Source organism: Gelidibacter salicanalis (assembly GCF_007997285.1).
In the GTDB taxonomy this organism is placed as follows: domain Bacteria; phylum Bacteroidota; class Bacteroidia; order Flavobacteriales; family Flavobacteriaceae; genus Gelidibacter; species Gelidibacter salicanalis.
Window position 1 is genome coordinate 380380 of the sequence record NZ_VORX01000002.1, and the last position, 18504, is coordinate 398883.

Here is an 18504-nt window from a genome sequence, read left to right on the forward strand (position 1 = left end):
TCGTAAATCAAAAGTCGTAAATCTAAAATCATAAATGAAAAGACTAGTAATTCTAGGGGGTGGAGAAAGCGGTGTCGGAGCGGCGCTTTTAGGAAAGGCAAAAGGTTACGACGTGTTCCTTTCCGATAAGGGGAAAATTAAAGACAAGTACAAAGACGTTCTTAACTATAATGAAATTGAATTTGAAGATGGGCACCACACGGAAGCAAAAATCCTGAATGCAGACCTCGTGATGAAAAGTCCTGGGATTCCAGATAAGTCACCTTTAGTAAAACAGATCAGAAATAAGGGAATTTTAGTTGTTTCAGAAATTGAATTAGCAGCCAAATACACCAAGGCTAATATTATTGGTGTAACCGGGAGCAACGGGAAAACAACAACGGCAACACTGATCCATCATATTCTGAAAGAAGAATTAGAGGTTGGATTGTCGGGCAACATTGGTAAAAGTTTTGCGCAACAAGTTTTGGAGCAGGATTACCCAAATTATGTCTTGGAGATCAGTAGTTTTCAGTTGGATGATATTGTCGATTTTAAACCGCACATCGCCATTTTACTGAACATCACGCCAGACCATTTGGACCGCTATGACTATAAGTTTGAAAATTATATCGCCTCCAAATTTAGAATTGCTTTAAATCAAACCAAAGATGATTATCTGATTTATGATGCCGATGATGAAGTGATTAACGACTGGCTCAAATCAAATAAAGTTCAATCCACATTATTGCCTTTTTCCTTGACTAAAACGATCGAAAATGGCGCCTATTTAGATAAAGAAGAGATAAAAATAACGATAGATAATAACCAAATAATTATGCCAACAAACAATTTAACCCTCGAGGGTAAACACAACATTAAAAATCAAATGGCGGCTTCAACTGTTGCTCATCTATTGAAAATCAGAAAGCAGACCATTCGTGAGAGCTTAGAGAATTTTCAAGGTGTGGAGCACCGTTTGGAGCATGTTTTAAAAATCAATAAAGTACAATACATCAATGATTCTAAGGCAACCAACGTGAACGCTACCTATTATGCGCTAGAAAGTATGGAGTCGCCAACAATTTGGATTGTAGGCGGTGTTGACAAAGGAAATAATTATAAAGAATTATTTCAATTTGTGAATGAAAAAGTAAAAGCCATCATCTGCCTTGGTGTGGATAATGAAAAACTGATGGAGACCTTCGGGACAATGGTAGATACGGTTGTGGAGACGCAATTTATGAGTGAGGCTGTTAAAATTGCCTATAAACTCGCTGAAACTGGAGATACGGTGTTGTTATCGCCAGCTTGTGCAAGTTTTGATTTGTTTGAAAGCTATGAGGATAGAGGGCGTCAATTTAAAGATGCCGTAAGAAGTTTGTAATACCATATCAAGCTGCCCAAAAGGCAGAATTAGAATTATGAATAATTTGTTATCACATATAAAAGGAGATCGATTGATTTGGGCCATTGTCGCATTGTTGGCAATTTTCTCATTTCTTCCGGTGTACAGCGCTTCTAGTAATCTGGCATATACTTCGAGTTCAGGCAGTACATTTTCCTTTTTTGTAAAGCACTTTATGCATTTGTTTCTTGGGTTTGCCATCATGTATGGCATTCACCGGGTGCCGTACCGTTATTTTAAGGGCCTCTCCATTGTCATGTTACCTATCGTATTAATTTTATTGGTGTTGACCATGTTTCAAGGCACTACCATTGACGGTGCAAATGCAAGCCGGTGGATTCAAATACCGATTGTTGGGATGTCGTTTCAAACCTCCACCCTCGCCGCCGTAGTGCTAATGGTGTATGTGGCACGTTATCTGTCAAAAATTCAGGATAGAGTCATCACTTTTAAAGAATCTATTTTGCCCTTATGGCTTCCGGTATTCTTTGTGTTAATTTTAATCCTTCCCGCTAACTTTTCGACCGCAGCAATCATGTTCGCCATGGTCATGGTGATAACCTTTATTGGCGGATACCCAATAAAATATTTAGCGGTGATTATTGGAACTGGAATGGTGGTCTTGGCATTGTTTGTGTTGACTGCTAAAGCCTTTCCTGAGGTGATGCCCAATCGTATTGATACCTGGATGAGCCGCATCGAAAATTTTTCCAACGGTGAAGACACTGAAGCGGATTATCAAATTGAAAAAGCAAAAATAGCGATCGCTACGGGCGAAATTACAGGGTTGGGCCCAGGTAAGAGTGTTCAAAAGAACTTTTTGCCCCAATCCTCATCCGATTTCATTTTCGCCATTATCGTTGAAGAATACGGGTTAATTGGTGGTTTGGTCATCTTGACAGTTTATTGTTGGATGCTGTTCAGAATTGTCATCATCGCCCAAAAATCAGAAACGGTCTTTGGGAAATTAGTGGTTTTGGGGGTTGGATTGCCTATCGTATTTCAGGCGTTTATAAATATGGCGGTTGCCGTAGAACTCTTTCCGGTTACAGGACAAACCTTGCCCCTCATCAGTAGTGGTGGAACATCTATTTGGATGACCTGTTTGGCAATTGGCATTATTTTAAGTGTGAGCGCCAAGCGAGAGGAGTTAAAAGAACAAGAAGAAGGATTGGATAATCCGTTAGAAATATTGAGTGAAGCGATTTAGGAGAGATCATAGAAAAGAGAGAAGAGAAAATAGAGAAGAGATTTTTGTATATAAATCAGTAAAGTAGTGACAGAAAAGAAACCATATCATATCATTCTCTCAGGAGGCGGCACAGGAGGTCATATTTATCCTGCTATTGCTATTGCCAATGAGTTGAAATCGCGTTTTCCGGATGCGAAGTTTCTATTTGTGGGTGCTTTAGATCGGATGGAAATGGAAAAAGTACCACAAGCCGGATATGATATTGAAGGTTTATGGATTTCAGGTATCCAACGTAAGTTAACGTTGAAGAATCTTGCTTTTCCTGCGAAACTGGTTGTTAGCTTAATGCGGGCACGAAAAATTGTGAAAGCGTTTAAGCCTGATGTGGCTATAGGAACTGGCGGATTTGCGAGTGGACCATTATTGCAAGTGGCCGCTTCTAAAGGCATCCCTAGTTTAATTCAGGAGCAGAATTCTTTCCCAGGGATTACCAATAAATTACTGGGTAAGAAGGTTGATAAAATTTGTGTGGCTTACGATGGGTTGGAACGCTTTTTCCCAAAGAATAAATTGATCAAAACGGGCAATCCAATCCGGCAGGATTTGTTGCAGATTGATACAAAATCGATACAAGGCAAGGAGGCATTTAAACAAAATCACGGGAAATATACCTTGTTGGTTTTGGGCGGGAGTTTAGGAGCACGACGGATTAATGAATTGGTAGAACAGGAATTGGAGTTTTTCCAAACCCAAAATGTTCAGGTCATTTGGCAATGTGGCAAGTTATATTATGATACCTATAAAACATATAATAGTCATGAACATGTACAGGTTCATGCTTTTTTAAATATTATGGACTTGGCTTATGCAGCGGCCGATTTTATCATTTCTAGAGCGGGCGCAAGTTCTGTTTCCGAATTGTGTGTGGTGGGAAAACCAGTGATATTTATTCCGTCACCCAACGTTGCTGAAGATCATCAAACTAAAAATGCGATGGCGGTAGTAGATCAAGATGCGGCGCTGTTAATTAAAGAAGCCGACTTATCGGTAGATTTTGAAAATACATTCACGCAATTGGTCAGCTCGTCAGAGAAGCAACAACAACTGCGCACCAACATTAAAAAATTGGCATTGGTAAATGCCACCAATGATATTGTGGATGAGGTAGAGAAATTGTTGAAGTCTTCGAGAATATAGAATAAAGAGAATAGAATAGAGAACATAGAATAAAGAGATCTTGGATTTAAAATCAGTACATAACGTATATTTCATCGGCATCGGAGGCATCGGAATGAGTGCCCTTGCGCGCTATTTTGTAGCAGAAGGCAAGTCGGTGGCTGGATATGATAGAACCAAAACGGAAATTACTGAGGCATTGAAAGACCTAGGTGTATACGTGCATTTTGAAGATGCTATTGCCAGTATTCCAACAGAATTTTTAGACAAAGAGCGTACGCTGATTGTTTACACGCCGGCAATTCCTCAGAGCCATATAGAATATAATTATTTTAAAGATCAAGGTTTTGAGCTTTTAAAACGATCGGCGGTGCTGGGAGAAATCACCAAAAACACCTTCTGCCTTGCGGTAGCAGGCACGCACGGTAAAACGACCACAACGAGTATTTTGGGCCATTTAATGAAAGCGTGTGATGTTCCTATGACCGCATTTTTAGGCGGTGTGAGTGAGAATTACAATTCTAACTTTATCTTGAATGGGACGGACGTTACAGTGGTGGAAGCCGATGAATACGATCGGTCATTTTTAACCCTTTCCCCAGATATGGCGGGCATCACGTCTATGGATGCGGATCATCTCGACATCTATGGAGCCCCTGAAGAATTGACAAAATCGTTTATAGACTTTACCAAAAGATTGAAGCCAGGCGGCAAATTATTCGTTAAAAATGGTTTGCCATTAAAAGGGATCACTTATGGTATAGAAGATGACGCGGATTATTCCGCTCAACATATTAAAATTGCCAATGGTAGTTATGAATTTGACCTGAAAACACCAACGGGTACGTTACATAATTTTAAATTTAACCTACCGGGAAGACATAACCTGTCGAATGCTATAATGGCCTTGGCGATGACTGTAGAATATGGTATCCCTCACCAGCAGCTCGTCAAGGCTTTAGCATCGTTTAAAGGGGTGAAACGTCGCTTTACCTACCAGTTAAAAACTGACAATGTGGTCTTTATTGATGATTATGCCCATCACCCTGAAGAGATTAATGCGGTACACCATGCCGTGAGAGAGATGTATCCAGGTAGAAAAGTCTTGGCTGTCTTTCAGCCGCATTTGTTTAGTAGAACACGTGATTTTGCGGACGATTTTGCGAAAAGTTTATCGCAGTTTGATGAAGTGATGTTGTTAGATATTTATCCTGCAAGAGAATTGCCGATGGAAGGTATTACTTCAGAATGGTTGTTGAAGAAAATTAAAAATAACAGTAAAAAGTTAGTTGAGAAATCGGCGTTGCTATCAGAAATCAAAGCTTCAGATGCGTTTGTGATTTTAACTATTGGCGCTGGAGATATTGGAGAACAAGTAAAACATATAAAACAAGGATTAGAACTTGAAAATTAATTATAACTATATAAAAGTCATAGGATTGCTGATGTTGGTAGCATTTCTTTTCGCGTTTTCTTCAGTGAGGAATTCGGCCAGGAAAGTGAGTGAGCCAAACATAAAATTTCTGGGTGATGAAAATTTATTCGTAACCCACGAAACTGTTAGTAAGTTGTTAATAGTAAATCAGCAGAGTGTTTCTAATATGACCAAAGAAATTATAGATTTGAACGACTTGGAATCTGCCCTGAACGCTAATGTCATGATTAAGCAAGCCCAAGTGTACATCAACGTTGATGGCACATTGACTGCTGAAATCGAACAAAAGAAACCAATTGCGAGAGTGAGTACAAATGCCTCTTACTATATTGATGATGAAGGCACTTACATGCCGTTGTCAACAAATTACAGTTCAAGAGTGCCTTTAGTAACAGGTTTTGTAACTAAAAATGAGTTGTATAATGTGTTTTATGTTGCCCAAAAAGTACAAAGTGACGATTTCTTAAGAAAACACGTCACAGAGATACATCAAAACGAAAACAAAAGCATTGATCTCAAGTTAAGGTTGAATGACTTTAAAGTGCAGTTAGGGTCTTTAGACCAATTAGATAAAAAGATTAATAATCTTAAGGCTTTTTATCAAAAAGCAATGAAAGATGGCTCGTTAAACAGTTATAGCGCCGTCAATCTCAGATTTGATAAACAGGTCATATGTACCAAAAAGTAAAGGATGGAGAATAATAAAATTTCAGTAGGATTAGACGTCGGGACAACAAAAATTGTTGCTATGATCGGTCGTAAAAATGACTATGGCAAAGCCGAAATTTTAGGGATTGGTAGAGCTAAAAGTTTAGGTGTACATAGAGGCGTGGTCAACAACATTACCCAAACCATTCAGTCTATTCAGCAGGCAATTCAAGAAGCTGAAGCTGAAAGTGGCCAAAAGATCGAGGAAGTTACCGTGGGCATTGCTGGTCAGCATATTCGCAGTTTGCAGCACAGTGATTACATTACTCGGGCCAATTCTGAATTGGTAATTGATGAAGAAGATATTGATCGTTTAATCAATCAAGTACATAAATTGGTGATGCTTCCTGGTGAAGAAATCATCCATGTATTGCCCCAAGAGTATAAAATTGATGGGCAAGCCGAAATTAAAGAACCTATCGGGATGTACGGCGGCCGTTTGGAAGCTAACTTCCATGTGGTTGTAGGGCAAGTGTCTTCAATAAGAAACATTGGACGTTGTGTAAAAAGCTCCGGATTAGAACTGGAAGGCATTACCTTAGAACCTTTGGCCTCAGCAAATGCGGTGTTAAGTCAAGAAGAAAAAGAAGCGGGTGTGGCCTTGATCGATATAGGGGGTGGAACTACAGATTTAGCCGTATTTAAAGACGGAATTATTCGTCATACCGCGGTCATTCCATTTGGAGGTAACGTCATAACGGAAGACATCAAAGAAGGCTGTTCCATCATTGAAAAACAAGCCGAATTACTAAAAATAAAATTTGGTTCAGCGTGGCCAGGAGAGAATAAGGATAATGAAATTGTTTCCATTCCGGGATTGAGAGGGAGAGAACCTAAAGAAATTACACTTAAAAATCTGTCAAAAATAATTCACGCCCGTGTGGTGGAAATTGTGGAACAGGTGTATGTTGAAATAAAGAATTACGGTCACGAGGAGCAAAAGAAAAAATTGATTGCGGGTATTGTTCTTACCGGTGGAGGTGCGCAACTGAAGCATTTAAAGCAATTGGTTGAGTACATCACAGGGATGGATACCAGAATAGGGTTTCCTAATGAGCATTTAGCCGGCGATAGTGATGAAGAAATTGCCAGCCCTTTGTATGCTACGGCAGTAGGTTTGGTGATGGATGGTTTAAAACGCCAAGAACGCAAGCGTATTGAAAGAGCTGCGGCCCGGATAGAAGATGAGAACCATCAAAATACGGAAGCAGCAACCCCAGAGATTGAAGAAGAGCCAGCATTGATACCGCCGCCAAAAAAAGAGCGTCGTACATTTTTAGACAAATTGACGGAGCGTGTCAAGGATTTCTTAGACAACGCCGAATAATAAAATAAAGCGACAGAATTATAACTGTCCACAAGAAATTACAAAAATTAATAAAGAATCCAGAAAAACCCAAAACATTATGAGCAATAAAAATGAATTTGGAAATATCGCATTCGACTTGCCAAAAAACCAATCCAACGTCATTAAGGTGATAGGAGTCGGTGGCGGCGGAAGCAATGCTATTAACCATATGTTTCAACAAGGAATCAAAGGTGTTGATTTCGTCATCTGTAATACAGATTCCCAAGCACTACACAACAGTGGTGTCCCAAACAAAATTCAGTTGGGAGTTAACTTAACTGAAGGCCTCGGAGCCGGTGCAAATCCTGAAGTAGGAGAGCAGGCTGCGCTGGAAAGTTTGGAAGATATTCGCCGTATGCTGGATACCAACACAAAAATGGTTTTCATTACTGCCGGAATGGGTGGTGGTACAGGAACTGGAGCAGCTCCCGTCATTGCTAAAATGGCTAAGGAACTGGAAATTCTGACCGTCGGAATCGTTACAATGCCGTTCTTGTTTGAAGGTAAAACACGGAATGAACAAGCTCAAAAAGGAATTGAAACCTTAAGAAGCCATTGTGATTCGTTAGTGGTGATCAATAATAATAAATTACGGGAAGTATATGGTAATTTAGGATTCAAAGCTGGATTCTCTAAGGCTGACGAAGTATTGTCAACGGCCTCAAGAGGAATTGCTGAGGTTATTACGCACCATTATACCCAAAACATCGATTTACGCGATGCTAAAACGGTATTGAGTAATAGTGGAACTGCCATTATGGGTTCTGCCACGTCATCAGGCAAAACGCGTGCGCAGGAAGCCATTATGAAAGCTTTAGACTCACCATTATTAAATGATAATAAAATTACAGGAGCCAAAAACGTATTATTGCTCATCGTTTCTGGTGCTCAGGAAATTACTATTGATGAAATTGGAGAGATTAACGATCATATTCAAAATGAAGCAGGACATGGCGCAAACATCATTATGGGTGTAGGCGAGGATGAATCGTTGCAAGAATCAATTTCTGTAACCATTATTGCTACAGGATTCGACATTGAACAACAGGATGAGATTTCAAATACAGAAACAAAAAAAGTCATTCACGCCTTAGAAGATGATAATGCTGATAGTAAGGTTAAAGAGCGCGAGCCTGCAATCATTAAACCAGAAATCGTTCTCGAAAAGGAAGTAGAGCAGGTGGTTGTGCATAAATTGGTAGAAGAGGAAAAAAAACAGGATTTAAATATGAATCTGATTCCGACAACTGAATTTATCAAAAACTTAAATGTGGTATATGATGAAGTTTTAGACAGCGCAGCGGAAGAAGCAGAAGACGATTTTATCATCACGCCAATTGAGCCTTTTAAAGCTGAAACGCCAAAGGATATTTTTGAAGAGGAACAGCAAATTACCTTAACTTTTGATTTGCCCTTGTTCAATCAAAACGTAGAAGAGACACCAAAAAAAGAAAAAAAAGTTCTTTTTGATTTAGATGAAACCACTAAAGACATCAAAGTAAATGACCATGTGGAAATCATGTCAGTTAAGAAATCGGCTGAAAATGGTGAGAAACGCTATGCTTTAGAAGACGTTACCACTTACGAGTCGTCTTTAAATAAAACGAAAACGAAGCATAAATTAGAGATGGAAGAAGACATCGTTTTTGAAAGAAAAGTTGTTAAGAATCCAGAAGAAACTGCTGCCTCAGAAGAAATCGATCCGATGAACAGTCCAATTTCAGATATGTTAAAGGAACGTGCTGACGAGAGAAGACGCAAAATGAAAGATTTTAACTATAAATTCAATTCTGCAAAGGTTGATGAAATTGAAAAAGAACCTGCCTATAAACGTCAGGGGGTACATTTAGATGAGAGAAGACACTCCACTGAACTCAATAGCTCAAGAATGTCTGTAGGTACAGATGATAATGATGATATACAGTTAAGAAGCAACAATTCTTTTCTGCATGATAACGTAGATTAATAGCAATCTTCTTTTTTTAATTAAGAACCCGAAAATATACTTTCTTTTCGGGTTTTTTCATTTTTAAGAAGGAAGCTGGTTGATAATCAATGCTATGACTTAGATAATTTAAGCGTCGTAGTCATACTACAATTTAAAACTATAAAATTTTTCATTAGTGTCCAATAAAACCTAATTGACAAACTAATTTAGAACAAGAGGCCTAAGTTGATTTCCTAAATGAGTCCTTGCTTTATAGAAACTATTTCTACCGAGTGAGATCATATAATTTTAATTTAAATGATCGCTGTTTGTCAGTTCGTTGCAAGCAAGTCTTTATTCTTGATTCTAGAAGCGTGAGCGGTCTTGATTCTTTATCGGACAACAATATAAATTTTTACATCATTTTTAGAAGAATCCTATCACGCGGTTGCATATCACTCCTTACTTTTTAGTATCTTCGCAGCAGCAAAAAAATCAACTATGAGTTTACAAGACGATTTAATGACTGCGATGAAAGCAGCCATGAAGAGTAAAGATCAAATGGCTTTGGGCGCGTTAAGAGCTATTAAATCTGAAATTTTGTTGGCACAGACAGAAACCGGTTCAAAAGAAGAGATTTCTGAGGAACAAGAGATTAAAATTCTGTCTAAGTTGGTAAAACAACGCAAGGATAGTGCTGCCATCTATACGGAACAGAATAGAAATGATTTAGCTGAACCTGAGTTGGCACAAGCTGAAATAATAAGCCAATTTTTACCGGCACAGTTAAGTGAAGCTGAAATTGAACAAGTAGTTTTAGAAACGATTGCTAGTACAGGAGCAGCGGGAATGAAAGATATGGGTAAGGTTATGGGAATTGTAAACCAAAAGCTCGCTGGTCAAGCGGATGGAAAAACGATTTCTACACTAGTAAAGGCTAAATTGGCTTAAATTGATTTAGCATTATAAAGAGTTTCCTGCTATTGCAGGAATATTAGGCCACGTAGCTCAGCTGAATAGAGCACTGGATTTCGGCTCCAGCGGTCGGGGGTTTGAATCCCTCCGTGGTCACGAATAAGTAGTTTAATAAGAAAAAACGCCAAGCTCGCTTGAGCGTTTTTTCGTTTAAACTACTTTCAAAGCGGAACGCTTTGGGATCTACAATCCATTTGGCCAAGCTCGCTTGAGCGTTTTTTCGATTAAACTACTTTCAAAGCGGAACGCTTTGGGATCTACAATCCTTTTGGCCAAGCTCGCTTGAGCGTTTTTTCGTTTAAACTACTTTCAAAGCGGAACGCTTTGGGATCTACAATCCCTTTTAATCTAGGATGCTTGAGCGTTTTTTCGTTTAAACTACTTTCAAAGCGGAACGCTTTGGGATCATAATTCCTGCTTCATTAAGTTTAATCGAGCAGCTTTGCAAGAAAATATCCCAAAGGTTGAGGATAAGCATTGAAGAGCCTTCATTTCTATTTAGGATCCCGTGAACCTGTTTAATACGATAGCAGCTTTCATCAATAGGTGGCGAGCTTTAAAATATTTAATATCGCCTATATATTTATCTTAGTGATGTTAAGATAGACTAAAATTATTTCTTTGAAATTAATTCTAGGCTTACCCAAACTATGCTTTTAAATTTGGGTTCTTTGAGGTTTTTTTTTGAATTTGCGATATACTTTTAGACGATCAACTCCTGTCTCTGCCAGATTGGAATTGTAAAAACTTGAGAAATGTTCTGTAGCATTACCACAGTTGCTGAAGTACGGAAGAAGAACATCTGCTATGTTTTTCGTTTACAATCGGGCTATTGTGGTATTGAGTGAAGTCTTCGCATTAAATAGTGTTTGCGGTACCTATAATAAACTTGATGGTTTTAAGCTTAAATTAGAATTGATAAAATAAGCACCAAAGTGACCTAAATGATTGAAGGTTTTTTGGAGTAGGAAATAGACGTCGACTTGAATAGTTCAGCATCAGAATTAAGTAATGTATGCCGGATGGGAAACTCGTCCTAAAACACGAATATTAATGTGAGAATCAACATCTAATTCAATTACATATTCCCCAAAAAGTTGAATACATTTTGAGGAATAAAATGGAATGAAGTACTAATACAGAATCGGCCAAAAAACAAAAGAGACCTTATGTGTTTAAGGTCTCTTTTGTTAAGCTATTTAAATTAAAGATAGACAAAGTTGCCATCTCAATTTGCAAATTATTACAATTTATACACTACTTGTAACGCATGCTGCCAGTGGTTGTTGGCATACTGACGGTCTTTATGATTTACTGCAAATTTTCCAATCGCTTGTAAACGTATCCCTAAATTGTCATTGATCCAGTATTGAATACCTCCAGATAAATTACCTGACGTATTTAATTCGTCCATATGAAACAATCCAACGCCGCCACCAATATATAGTTCTAATTCATCTAAATTATAAATATAATCAGAAAAGAACCATTTTACAGTGGTGTTCGTGGAAAAATAAGTCAAGTTGTCCGTTAGAATTCCGTCGTTCAAATAGACACCTTTTTTAAAACCGTTAAGGCTGAAATCTTGTTCTATAGAGAATTCCTGTGCCCATCTGTACTCAATCCCAATAATAAAAGGATTTCTAAATCCAAATTCATCAAGTCTTTCCAATGGATTTTGGGTACCAAGATTGCCTACAGTATTAAATCCTGCATTAATCTGCCAACTATCTTCAAACTCTTGTGCCTGGGCATTGTATCCAAAAGTAGTCACCAGCAAAATAATAAGTAATTTCTTCATAATAATTCTTTGGCCAAAAATAATGCTTTAGTTCAATATGGCAAAGTATTTCCCACAAGTTTTTAAATATTAAGGTTTTTTGTGTCTTAATTTATTATGAAATAGATGAGCCCTGTAGCTCTTGTTGTAAGCCAGCAATCTTATGCGCTTTAAGAGATCATGAAGATTATAAAGTGTGTGTTGATAAAATCGCCCAATTTTGGGATGATTTATTTTAAAGTGATAGTAAGATCTTATCCGTTTAGAACTTTCTATTGTATGCTGGGGTTTTAATTCCTGAAAATAAATACTTGCCAGTTCCAAGAATGAATGACATTGCTTTATAACAGCTATCCTATTAAGAAATGGTATTTTGTTGTGAAGCCCGAAGAGTAAGCAGTCAAAAATTGGTTTAAAATTTAAATTTCCAAACAAATGGCCGTGATCATTGATTTGGGAAGTGTAAATGCTTATCAGTATGGCGTCTTCTTCAGAGGGAATATATATCCCGTTAGTGGCACACTTCTGTTTTAAGAGATCGTCAACTTTAAGTAGTGTACGGTATTTATGGACCAAAACTTCTGAATGCAATTCTACAGCACCCATTTTTTCGGGATTAATTTGTCTGGGAAGATGGCGGAAGTTTTCATTAACATAATTAAATTCGATTGTTTCAGTGTAACCGTGGTTCTGCAATAATTCAAATGCTGCATGTAATTGATGAGGGGCAATTACAATATCCAAATCGCCCACCATACGAGCTCCAATGTCTTTTGATGCTATTGTAGCAATAACCGCAACACCTTTAATATAGACATGATCGATACCAGCTTCATTAAATAGAACAGAAATTTCTTGGGCTTCCTCTAATAAGGTTCGATTTCTGTGGCTATTAATATTGGAAATTTCTTCCAGATAAAGTTCTAAGTCTGGAGGAATATGGGTCAGTAAATCTTTATTATGAAGCTGATAATAAAGCGCAGGCAGCATCAAATGTTGGCTTGCAAGCATTACCACCTTATCCCAATCGACAGCTAGGGCATCAAATTCGGTTGCCAATATCGTTCTATTGTCCTGAAAACTTAAGATGTTCGAAATGTGTTGTAAAGTGATGTGTGTTAAAGAATGTCCCAAAATATGAAATTAATCTGTATCCAAATGTAGTCAACTGAAATGTAAAGAAAGCAATCACACTTTGAATAACTCTCTAAACTTTGATACCGCCATGGTATTATCAGAGTAAATTAATTCGTAACCTTTAAGATCTTGGAGCCATTCTAAAAATAATTCGGCATTGGACGCCAAAGGTGATAACCATGATTCTGGGATCAGGGTTTCTAAAATCTTTTCCGTACTAATTTGCTTTATACTTGATGTCGCATTGGGATCATACTTCACGTACACAATTTTTTTACACGGCACATGTGTAATGCCCTCACCAAGCGTTTTAATGGGAGGAATATATTTGATAATTACATCTTTAGACGTGCTCTTGTGCAATGGGTAGCATTTAAAATCAGGATAGAGTTGTTCCAACATTTTAAAGGCCCCTTCTTTTACTGAAATTCCTGAAGGAAACCGATAAACTTCCTTGTTCTGTGCCAACAAAGGTGTAAAGTCATCGGCTAATACATCAATACCAGCAGCCATTAACACGGAAGAAAGGGTGCTTTTGCCGTTTCCTGAAGCTCCAATTATCATGATGGCTTCCTCATCATTACAAACCGTTGAAGCATGAAATGTCGCAATCCAATCAGATTCCACTTTTTGATAAAGAGCATTGATGAGTTGAAATGAAAATTGTCCTTGTAATAAATGGTAATCGGATTCTCTATACGTGCCAATATAAAGGTCATTTTTAAAGAGATATAACTGCTCTCCTTCCTGAAAAAGATCGAAGGTTGTAGAAGTGTTTTTATGAGAGACACCCGCAGCATGCGCCCATTGTGGATGAATTAGATTTTCAATATCCGATGAACCATAATTGACAGAAATGGAATTGGTTCCAAATTGATACTGTCTAACCATCTTTGGGGAAGTAATAGCTATCGTGGGGGATATCGTAGAGGGAAGTTCAGCCGTGGTATTTGCGTCTTCCAATAAGCCTTTTATCTCGTTGTAGAAGGCTGTTGCTTGATTATCTGCTATATGTTGCTCAACCAACACGGCTATAAACTCAGATTTGCTAGGGATTAGTAAAAACACCTCTAGCAAATCTTTAATCATTTCTGAAACAACAACATATTGATTGGATTTTTCAAACCATAACACATAATTGCTTTCTAATTTCACTATATACCTTGGAGCTGCCATAGCGCTCAATATACTATAATTTTCTAAGTATGGGGGTGGCGGTAGCTATTTGTCTCAATTAATTCCAGATGTCATTGTCAGTAAAGAATTTAGGGTTTGTCTTATCCTTATCCTTATAAGCATTTCCTTGGCCTAAACCGTTGCCCTTGTTGCCAGAAGAGCCAGAAGCAGAAGGTTCTCTAAAGTTGTCGCCACCTTCTGGTCTATTACCAGGTGACTGCGCTTGAGCTGTCTTGGGATTTAAAATTATAAAAGTACCCATAGCTGTTAAGGCAGCATATTTACCCATGCGTTGCAAGGCTTCTTTTCTGCTGATAACTTCTTTAGGGTGTTGTGTATTCATGATAGGTAGGTGGTTTGGGGGCGTGGCTTTTTTAGCACGCTGCAAAAGTAGAGGTATGCTTAGATGTATTCGAAAATCAACGTTGTACTGAATAGATATTTGTTGAAATGCATATTTCAATGATTTATTCCAATATTTACACCCCAAAAGCACTGATTTCATCTCAAAGTTTTCTTGTTTTTTCATGTGCTTGCTAGATGTAAATACAAGATTACTTTATATAAAATTTTAGTGCGGTTCCTCTTAAATCCGCTTTCTAATTGTTTGTATACTAACATGTCGCGTTTTTAATTGAGTAACCATGATACAGAAATACGTCATACATCAAGAATTATCTGGGCTCACAAATAATTAGTAATTTGGAGGTGGTCGTGGTAAGGGACGTATAAAAATCAGGATAGCGTTACTCTCATAGTTTATGTCTCGTTTCCTTACTGGATATACGCAAGTCAATAGCTATACCAACTTAATTTTTGTCTGTAAGAATATGAAACGATTAGCTAAAACATAAATTTCAAAAGCCTATGATGCAGCGAACACCTGATAATAATTGCCGAGGCGCTTTTGACCTAGTAGCTTCTTGCTTTTTAAAAATCGTAGGGGCATTCCGCTACAATAGAACTGTAGACTGTATTAGTGGACTGTTAGGCAAATTGCCCTTGAAGGTATTGAAAACTTTTGCGGTTTTTTCTGGTAGATAAGTTCGGTTTCTAAATGGAAGAAGCCTGATCATTTTTTGCCTTGAGATGTCAAAGTCAGAGCTCTGAGGCATATTGTAATTAATTATTGAAGGGTTCCACTACTGATAAGTAATTTTTCAGTTTCATGAAAATCGGAATGGATAACTGCTCTAGAACTACTATACTTATATAGTTGACCCTATTAACTTAAGAGATTATAGGTAAGAGTATCCGAAAAAATTGTCATGGAACTGGAATACTAGAATTTACAACGAAGCGATATAGCGGTGTATATGATGAAGGCGCTACTTTCACTACGTGATCTGTCTCAATAATATTTCTAATAGGAAAAGATTATGTAAATCCACAAATAAACCCCTAAAAATCCTTTTATAGTAGTGCCAGAATATGGAACTGAGAAGTTTTCATAAATCATTAAATACATTAACGATCTCATTATCCAAGTGAATTGGGTGCAACTGTATTGTTAAAATATTCTATAAAAAAACGCTCATACATTATTTCTAAGGTTTCCCAGGTTTACCAGGTTTCCCAGGTTTATAAGGTTTCCCAGGTTTATGAGGTTTCCCAGGTTTCGTTTGATTGTTATTATTATGCCAGATTTCTTCATTTTCAATTCGATCAGTATTAGCAGGTCCGGCTGGTCTATTACCTGGATCAGGTATGGATTGTGCCTGAGCTGATTTAGGATTTAAAATTAAAAATGTTCCCACAGCCGTTAATGCGGCATATTTACCCAAACGCAGTAACGCTTCTTTTCTTGTAATTTCATCGGTAATGTTAGTTTTCATGTTTTAATTATAAAATTTAATGTTAATATACTAATGAATATTCAATTTTGTTAATTATTACTGAGAATTTGTTAATTAAATGTTCTTTTCGTCCTGTTTTGATTATAATAATTCGAATTATCCAGGTCGTCACCAAAGAAAATGATCAAAATGTTTTTAACATTTTATTTTTTAAATTCTTAGTTTTGAAATACATTATCTTAAGATTATTTTCTGTGTTTTTTCTTGAGTCCTATTTGAGAGTTTTACAATGTACATACCCGCATCGGCTTGGGATAAATTAATATCATTACTGTTGGTTTGTCCTTTTAAATGCACTGTCTTAACAACTCTACCTTGTATATCATAAACGTTAGCAAGCGTTGCATCTTCTAAAATTCCTTTTACAACTACAATTTTATCTGATACATACAAATGAAGTCCACTTTTAATTTCCGGGTCAACGCTTAATGTCGTGCGTTTAAAGGTTAGAAAAAAGCGTCCGATAGTGGTGATGTTTGTTTGTGCACTAAATGTGTAATCAGCACTATGTAATGGTGTAAATATATTAGCAACATTATCTTCAAGATAAACTTCCGTTCCTTCTGGCAATTCATTTTTGTGAAGGCTTACAGTAACTTGTTGTCCTTTAGTTGCATTAATACCTAAAGGTATGGAAACTTCAGAATCAAGATCAGCGTATGCTAATGACTGAATGGCCATATCTAATCCGGCATTGTTTTCAACTAAATGCGAGAAAATTGCGAAATTGGGTGCTTTTCTGTTATATATCGCAGCATCATAACCTCTGTCCAAGGACTTTGTGGAGTGATCATTAAAATAAAATTCCGTTGTAAACATCCTTGAATCACTACTAATTTGTATGGCAGCGTGCGCGCTATTCGTGTTTGCATTTTTGTTTTGAATAAAGTCATCTGTATTGGCTATGCGTCTCATAGAGGTGGTGAATTTAATTTGTCCACCTCCAGTTGGGACGGAGATGAAAAACCCTTGACCCGGAGCTACATTGTTGGTTACATTGTTTAAATTCCAGGTTACCCAACCGTCGGAGGCATTACCATCATAGCCATATATAGCTACTTCTGAATCACTTAAAACAGCTCCATTCAACTCTAAAAATTCTTTAGCATTGATATATGCGGTATAAGGGTTTCCTACCAAATTCCACCTGGCATACGCGGAACTGTGACGCAAATCTTTGGTAATGTCTCCTAAAACAGGCTTCCCAACAAAAATAAATGGTGCGTTATCAGTAGATGCTGCACGATACCCGGTAACAGGGTCTAACACCGTATTCCCTGTTGTAGACCAAGTTTCATACTTGCCTGTATCTTTATTAAAAGGCCCAAACAACAAAGTACTGTTGGCTAAAGGTTGAATATTTGTATTATTGGCACGAAAGAGTTCAAAATTCTGACCCTCTAAAATAGGAGAAATGAGGTCATTGTTGTTGGCATAACTATTGACATGACGTTTGTAAACCACACTGTTTACGCCACCTTCATATATAGCACCTTTATAAATTAAACTGGAGTAATTTGTAGACGTAGAATTTAGTTCAACTGATCCATTGTTAATAAAAACAGTTCCGGCAATAGTGAGACTTCCATTAGCTGGGATGACAACTTTAGTTCCTGATGCCGTTCTTAATTCTTTTACAACAATATCCAAAGCACCATTGTTAGCGCCTATAGTATAGGTGCCTGAATTTATACTTACAGGATTATTTGCAGTAATACTACTTGGTGCAGACGGTGACCAAACTCCGTTAGTATAACTTAAAGTAGGAAATTCACTTGTCACCGTACCTTTCATAAGAATTCCTATCCGATCGGATGTCAGAGCTGAAGAACCCTCTGCAAGTTGACCAATACCATAACGTTGATTAGTAGACCCTCCATACGCATATAATCTAAAGGTAAGCGTAGTTCCTGCTGATAAGGTAATTGCCGTTGGTGCAACTAACTCAAATATTTCATTAACAGTGGTTCCGCCATGTGTTTTTTCACCAAAGCTATTTACCCCAATACTCCAATTATTTGTGGTAGTATAGCGTACTGTAAATTTTGTCGATGCATTTTTATTTTGTCGTGAAATTGACAAATTCACTCTATCGATGTCAACTGTAGTGTTAGAATTTGCAGAAACCTGCCACTCAATATAATCATTGTTGGTAATTGCTTCATTTAAAGTAGCACTATCAAATCCATTCGAAATAAAACCGATGTTAGTTTGTGTACTCGGTTTTGAAATGCCCGACCCTCGTACTAACGGTATTGCAGAAACACCAACGGCTGTTACAGTAGTATTAGCAGGAATCCTAATCGCCGCAACATCCGATTGCGCAGTCCCAAGCTGCCATGTGAATAGGGTAAGTAATAGAATGTAGAGTTTTGCCATAGTTGTTAAATTTATAATGCGATTTAGG

14 protein-coding genes and 1 tRNA gene are annotated in these 18504 nt (G+C 37.5%); 9 read left to right on the forward strand and 6 right to left on the reverse strand.

The genetic code is table 11. From position 1 onward, the window contains the following. Positions 1-34 precede the first annotated feature (34 nt). The 9 genes from murD to ES711_RS04790 all read left to right on the forward strand — a co-directional run bounded on the left by murD (position 35) and on the right by ES711_RS04790 (position 10244). Positions 35-1366: a UDP-N-acetylmuramoyl-L-alanine--D-glutamate ligase gene (murD, locus tag ES711_RS04750; RefSeq protein ID WP_146890735.1), complete on the forward strand. Its 1332-nt coding sequence runs from the start codon at positions 35-37 to the stop codon at positions 1364-1366. Positions 1367-1403: 37 nt separating this feature from the next. Beyond that, positions 1404-2597, forward strand: coding sequence for an FtsW/RodA/SpoVE family cell cycle protein (locus ES711_RS04755; RefSeq protein ID WP_146890738.1), 1194 nt, complete (start codon positions 1404-1406; stop codon positions 2595-2597). A 66-nt stretch (positions 2598-2663) separates the two neighbouring features. Further along, positions 2664-3776, forward strand: a complete 1113-nt coding sequence (gene murG, locus ES711_RS04760) for an undecaprenyldiphospho-muramoylpentapeptide beta-N-acetylglucosaminyltransferase (protein WP_146890740.1) — start codon at positions 2664-2666, stop codon at positions 3774-3776. 40 nt (positions 3777-3816) lie between these two features. Further along, positions 3817-5169 carry a UDP-N-acetylmuramate--L-alanine ligase gene (gene murC, locus ES711_RS04765; protein WP_146890743.1) on the forward strand — a complete coding sequence of 451 codons (1353 nt, stop codon included), beginning with the start codon at positions 3817-3819 and terminating at the stop codon, positions 5167-5169. Next, positions 5159-5878: a cell division protein FtsQ/DivIB gene (locus tag ES711_RS04770; RefSeq protein ID WP_146890746.1), complete on the forward strand. Its 720-nt coding sequence runs from the start codon at positions 5159-5161 to the stop codon at positions 5876-5878. The genes murC and ES711_RS04770 overlap by 11 nt, the downstream gene beginning before the upstream one ends. Positions 5879-5881: 3 nt before the next feature. Next, positions 5882-7225, forward strand: coding sequence for a cell division protein FtsA (ftsA, locus tag ES711_RS04775; protein ID WP_146890749.1), 1344 nt, complete (start codon positions 5882-5884; stop codon positions 7223-7225). A gap of 79 nt (positions 7226-7304) precedes the next feature. Then, entirely contained in the window at positions 7305-9212 is a 1908-nt protein-coding gene (ftsZ, locus tag ES711_RS04780) for a cell division protein FtsZ (RefSeq protein WP_146890752.1), read from the forward strand. A gap of 462 nt (positions 9213-9674) precedes the next feature. Further along, positions 9675-10124, forward strand: coding sequence for a GatB/YqeY domain-containing protein (locus tag ES711_RS04785; protein ID WP_146890755.1), 450 nt, complete (start codon positions 9675-9677; stop codon positions 10122-10124). 46 nt (positions 10125-10170) lie between these two features. After that, positions 10171-10244: transfer RNA gene (locus ES711_RS04790), tRNA-Arg, on the forward strand. A 1147-nt stretch (positions 10245-11391) separates the two neighbouring features. On the opposite strand, the gene ES711_RS04795 is transcribed toward ES711_RS04790, so the two are convergent. From ES711_RS04795 to ES711_RS04820, 6 genes are all read right to left on the reverse strand, one after another. Continuing rightward, complete coding sequence (locus tag ES711_RS04795; protein ID WP_146890757.1) at positions 11392-11949, reverse strand: hypothetical protein; 558 nt, start codon at positions 11947-11949, stop codon at positions 11392-11394. 69 nt (positions 11950-12018) lie between these two features. Next, positions 12019-13062 carry a nucleotidyltransferase family protein gene (locus ES711_RS04800; RefSeq protein ID WP_146890760.1) on the reverse strand — a complete coding sequence of 348 codons (1044 nt, stop codon included), beginning with the start codon at positions 13060-13062 and terminating at the stop codon, positions 12019-12021. A 54-nt stretch (positions 13063-13116) separates the two neighbouring features. Next, on the reverse strand, positions 13117-14241 hold the full coding sequence (locus tag ES711_RS04805) for a hypothetical protein (protein ID WP_146890763.1): 1125 nt from the start codon (positions 14239-14241) through the stop codon (positions 13117-13119). 58 nt (positions 14242-14299) lie between these two features. Further along, entirely contained in the window at positions 14300-14584 is a 285-nt protein-coding gene (locus tag ES711_RS04810) for a hypothetical protein (RefSeq protein WP_146890766.1), read from the reverse strand. Positions 14585-15788: 1204 nt separating this feature from the next. Next, positions 15789-16076: a hypothetical protein gene (locus ES711_RS04815; protein WP_146890769.1), complete on the reverse strand. Its 288-nt coding sequence runs from the start codon at positions 16074-16076 to the stop codon at positions 15789-15791. 195 nt (positions 16077-16271) lie between these two features. Continuing rightward, positions 16272-18476: a T9SS type A sorting domain-containing protein gene (locus ES711_RS04820; RefSeq protein ID WP_146890772.1), complete on the reverse strand. Its 2205-nt coding sequence runs from the start codon at positions 18474-18476 to the stop codon at positions 16272-16274. Positions 18477-18504: the final 28 nt, after the last annotated feature.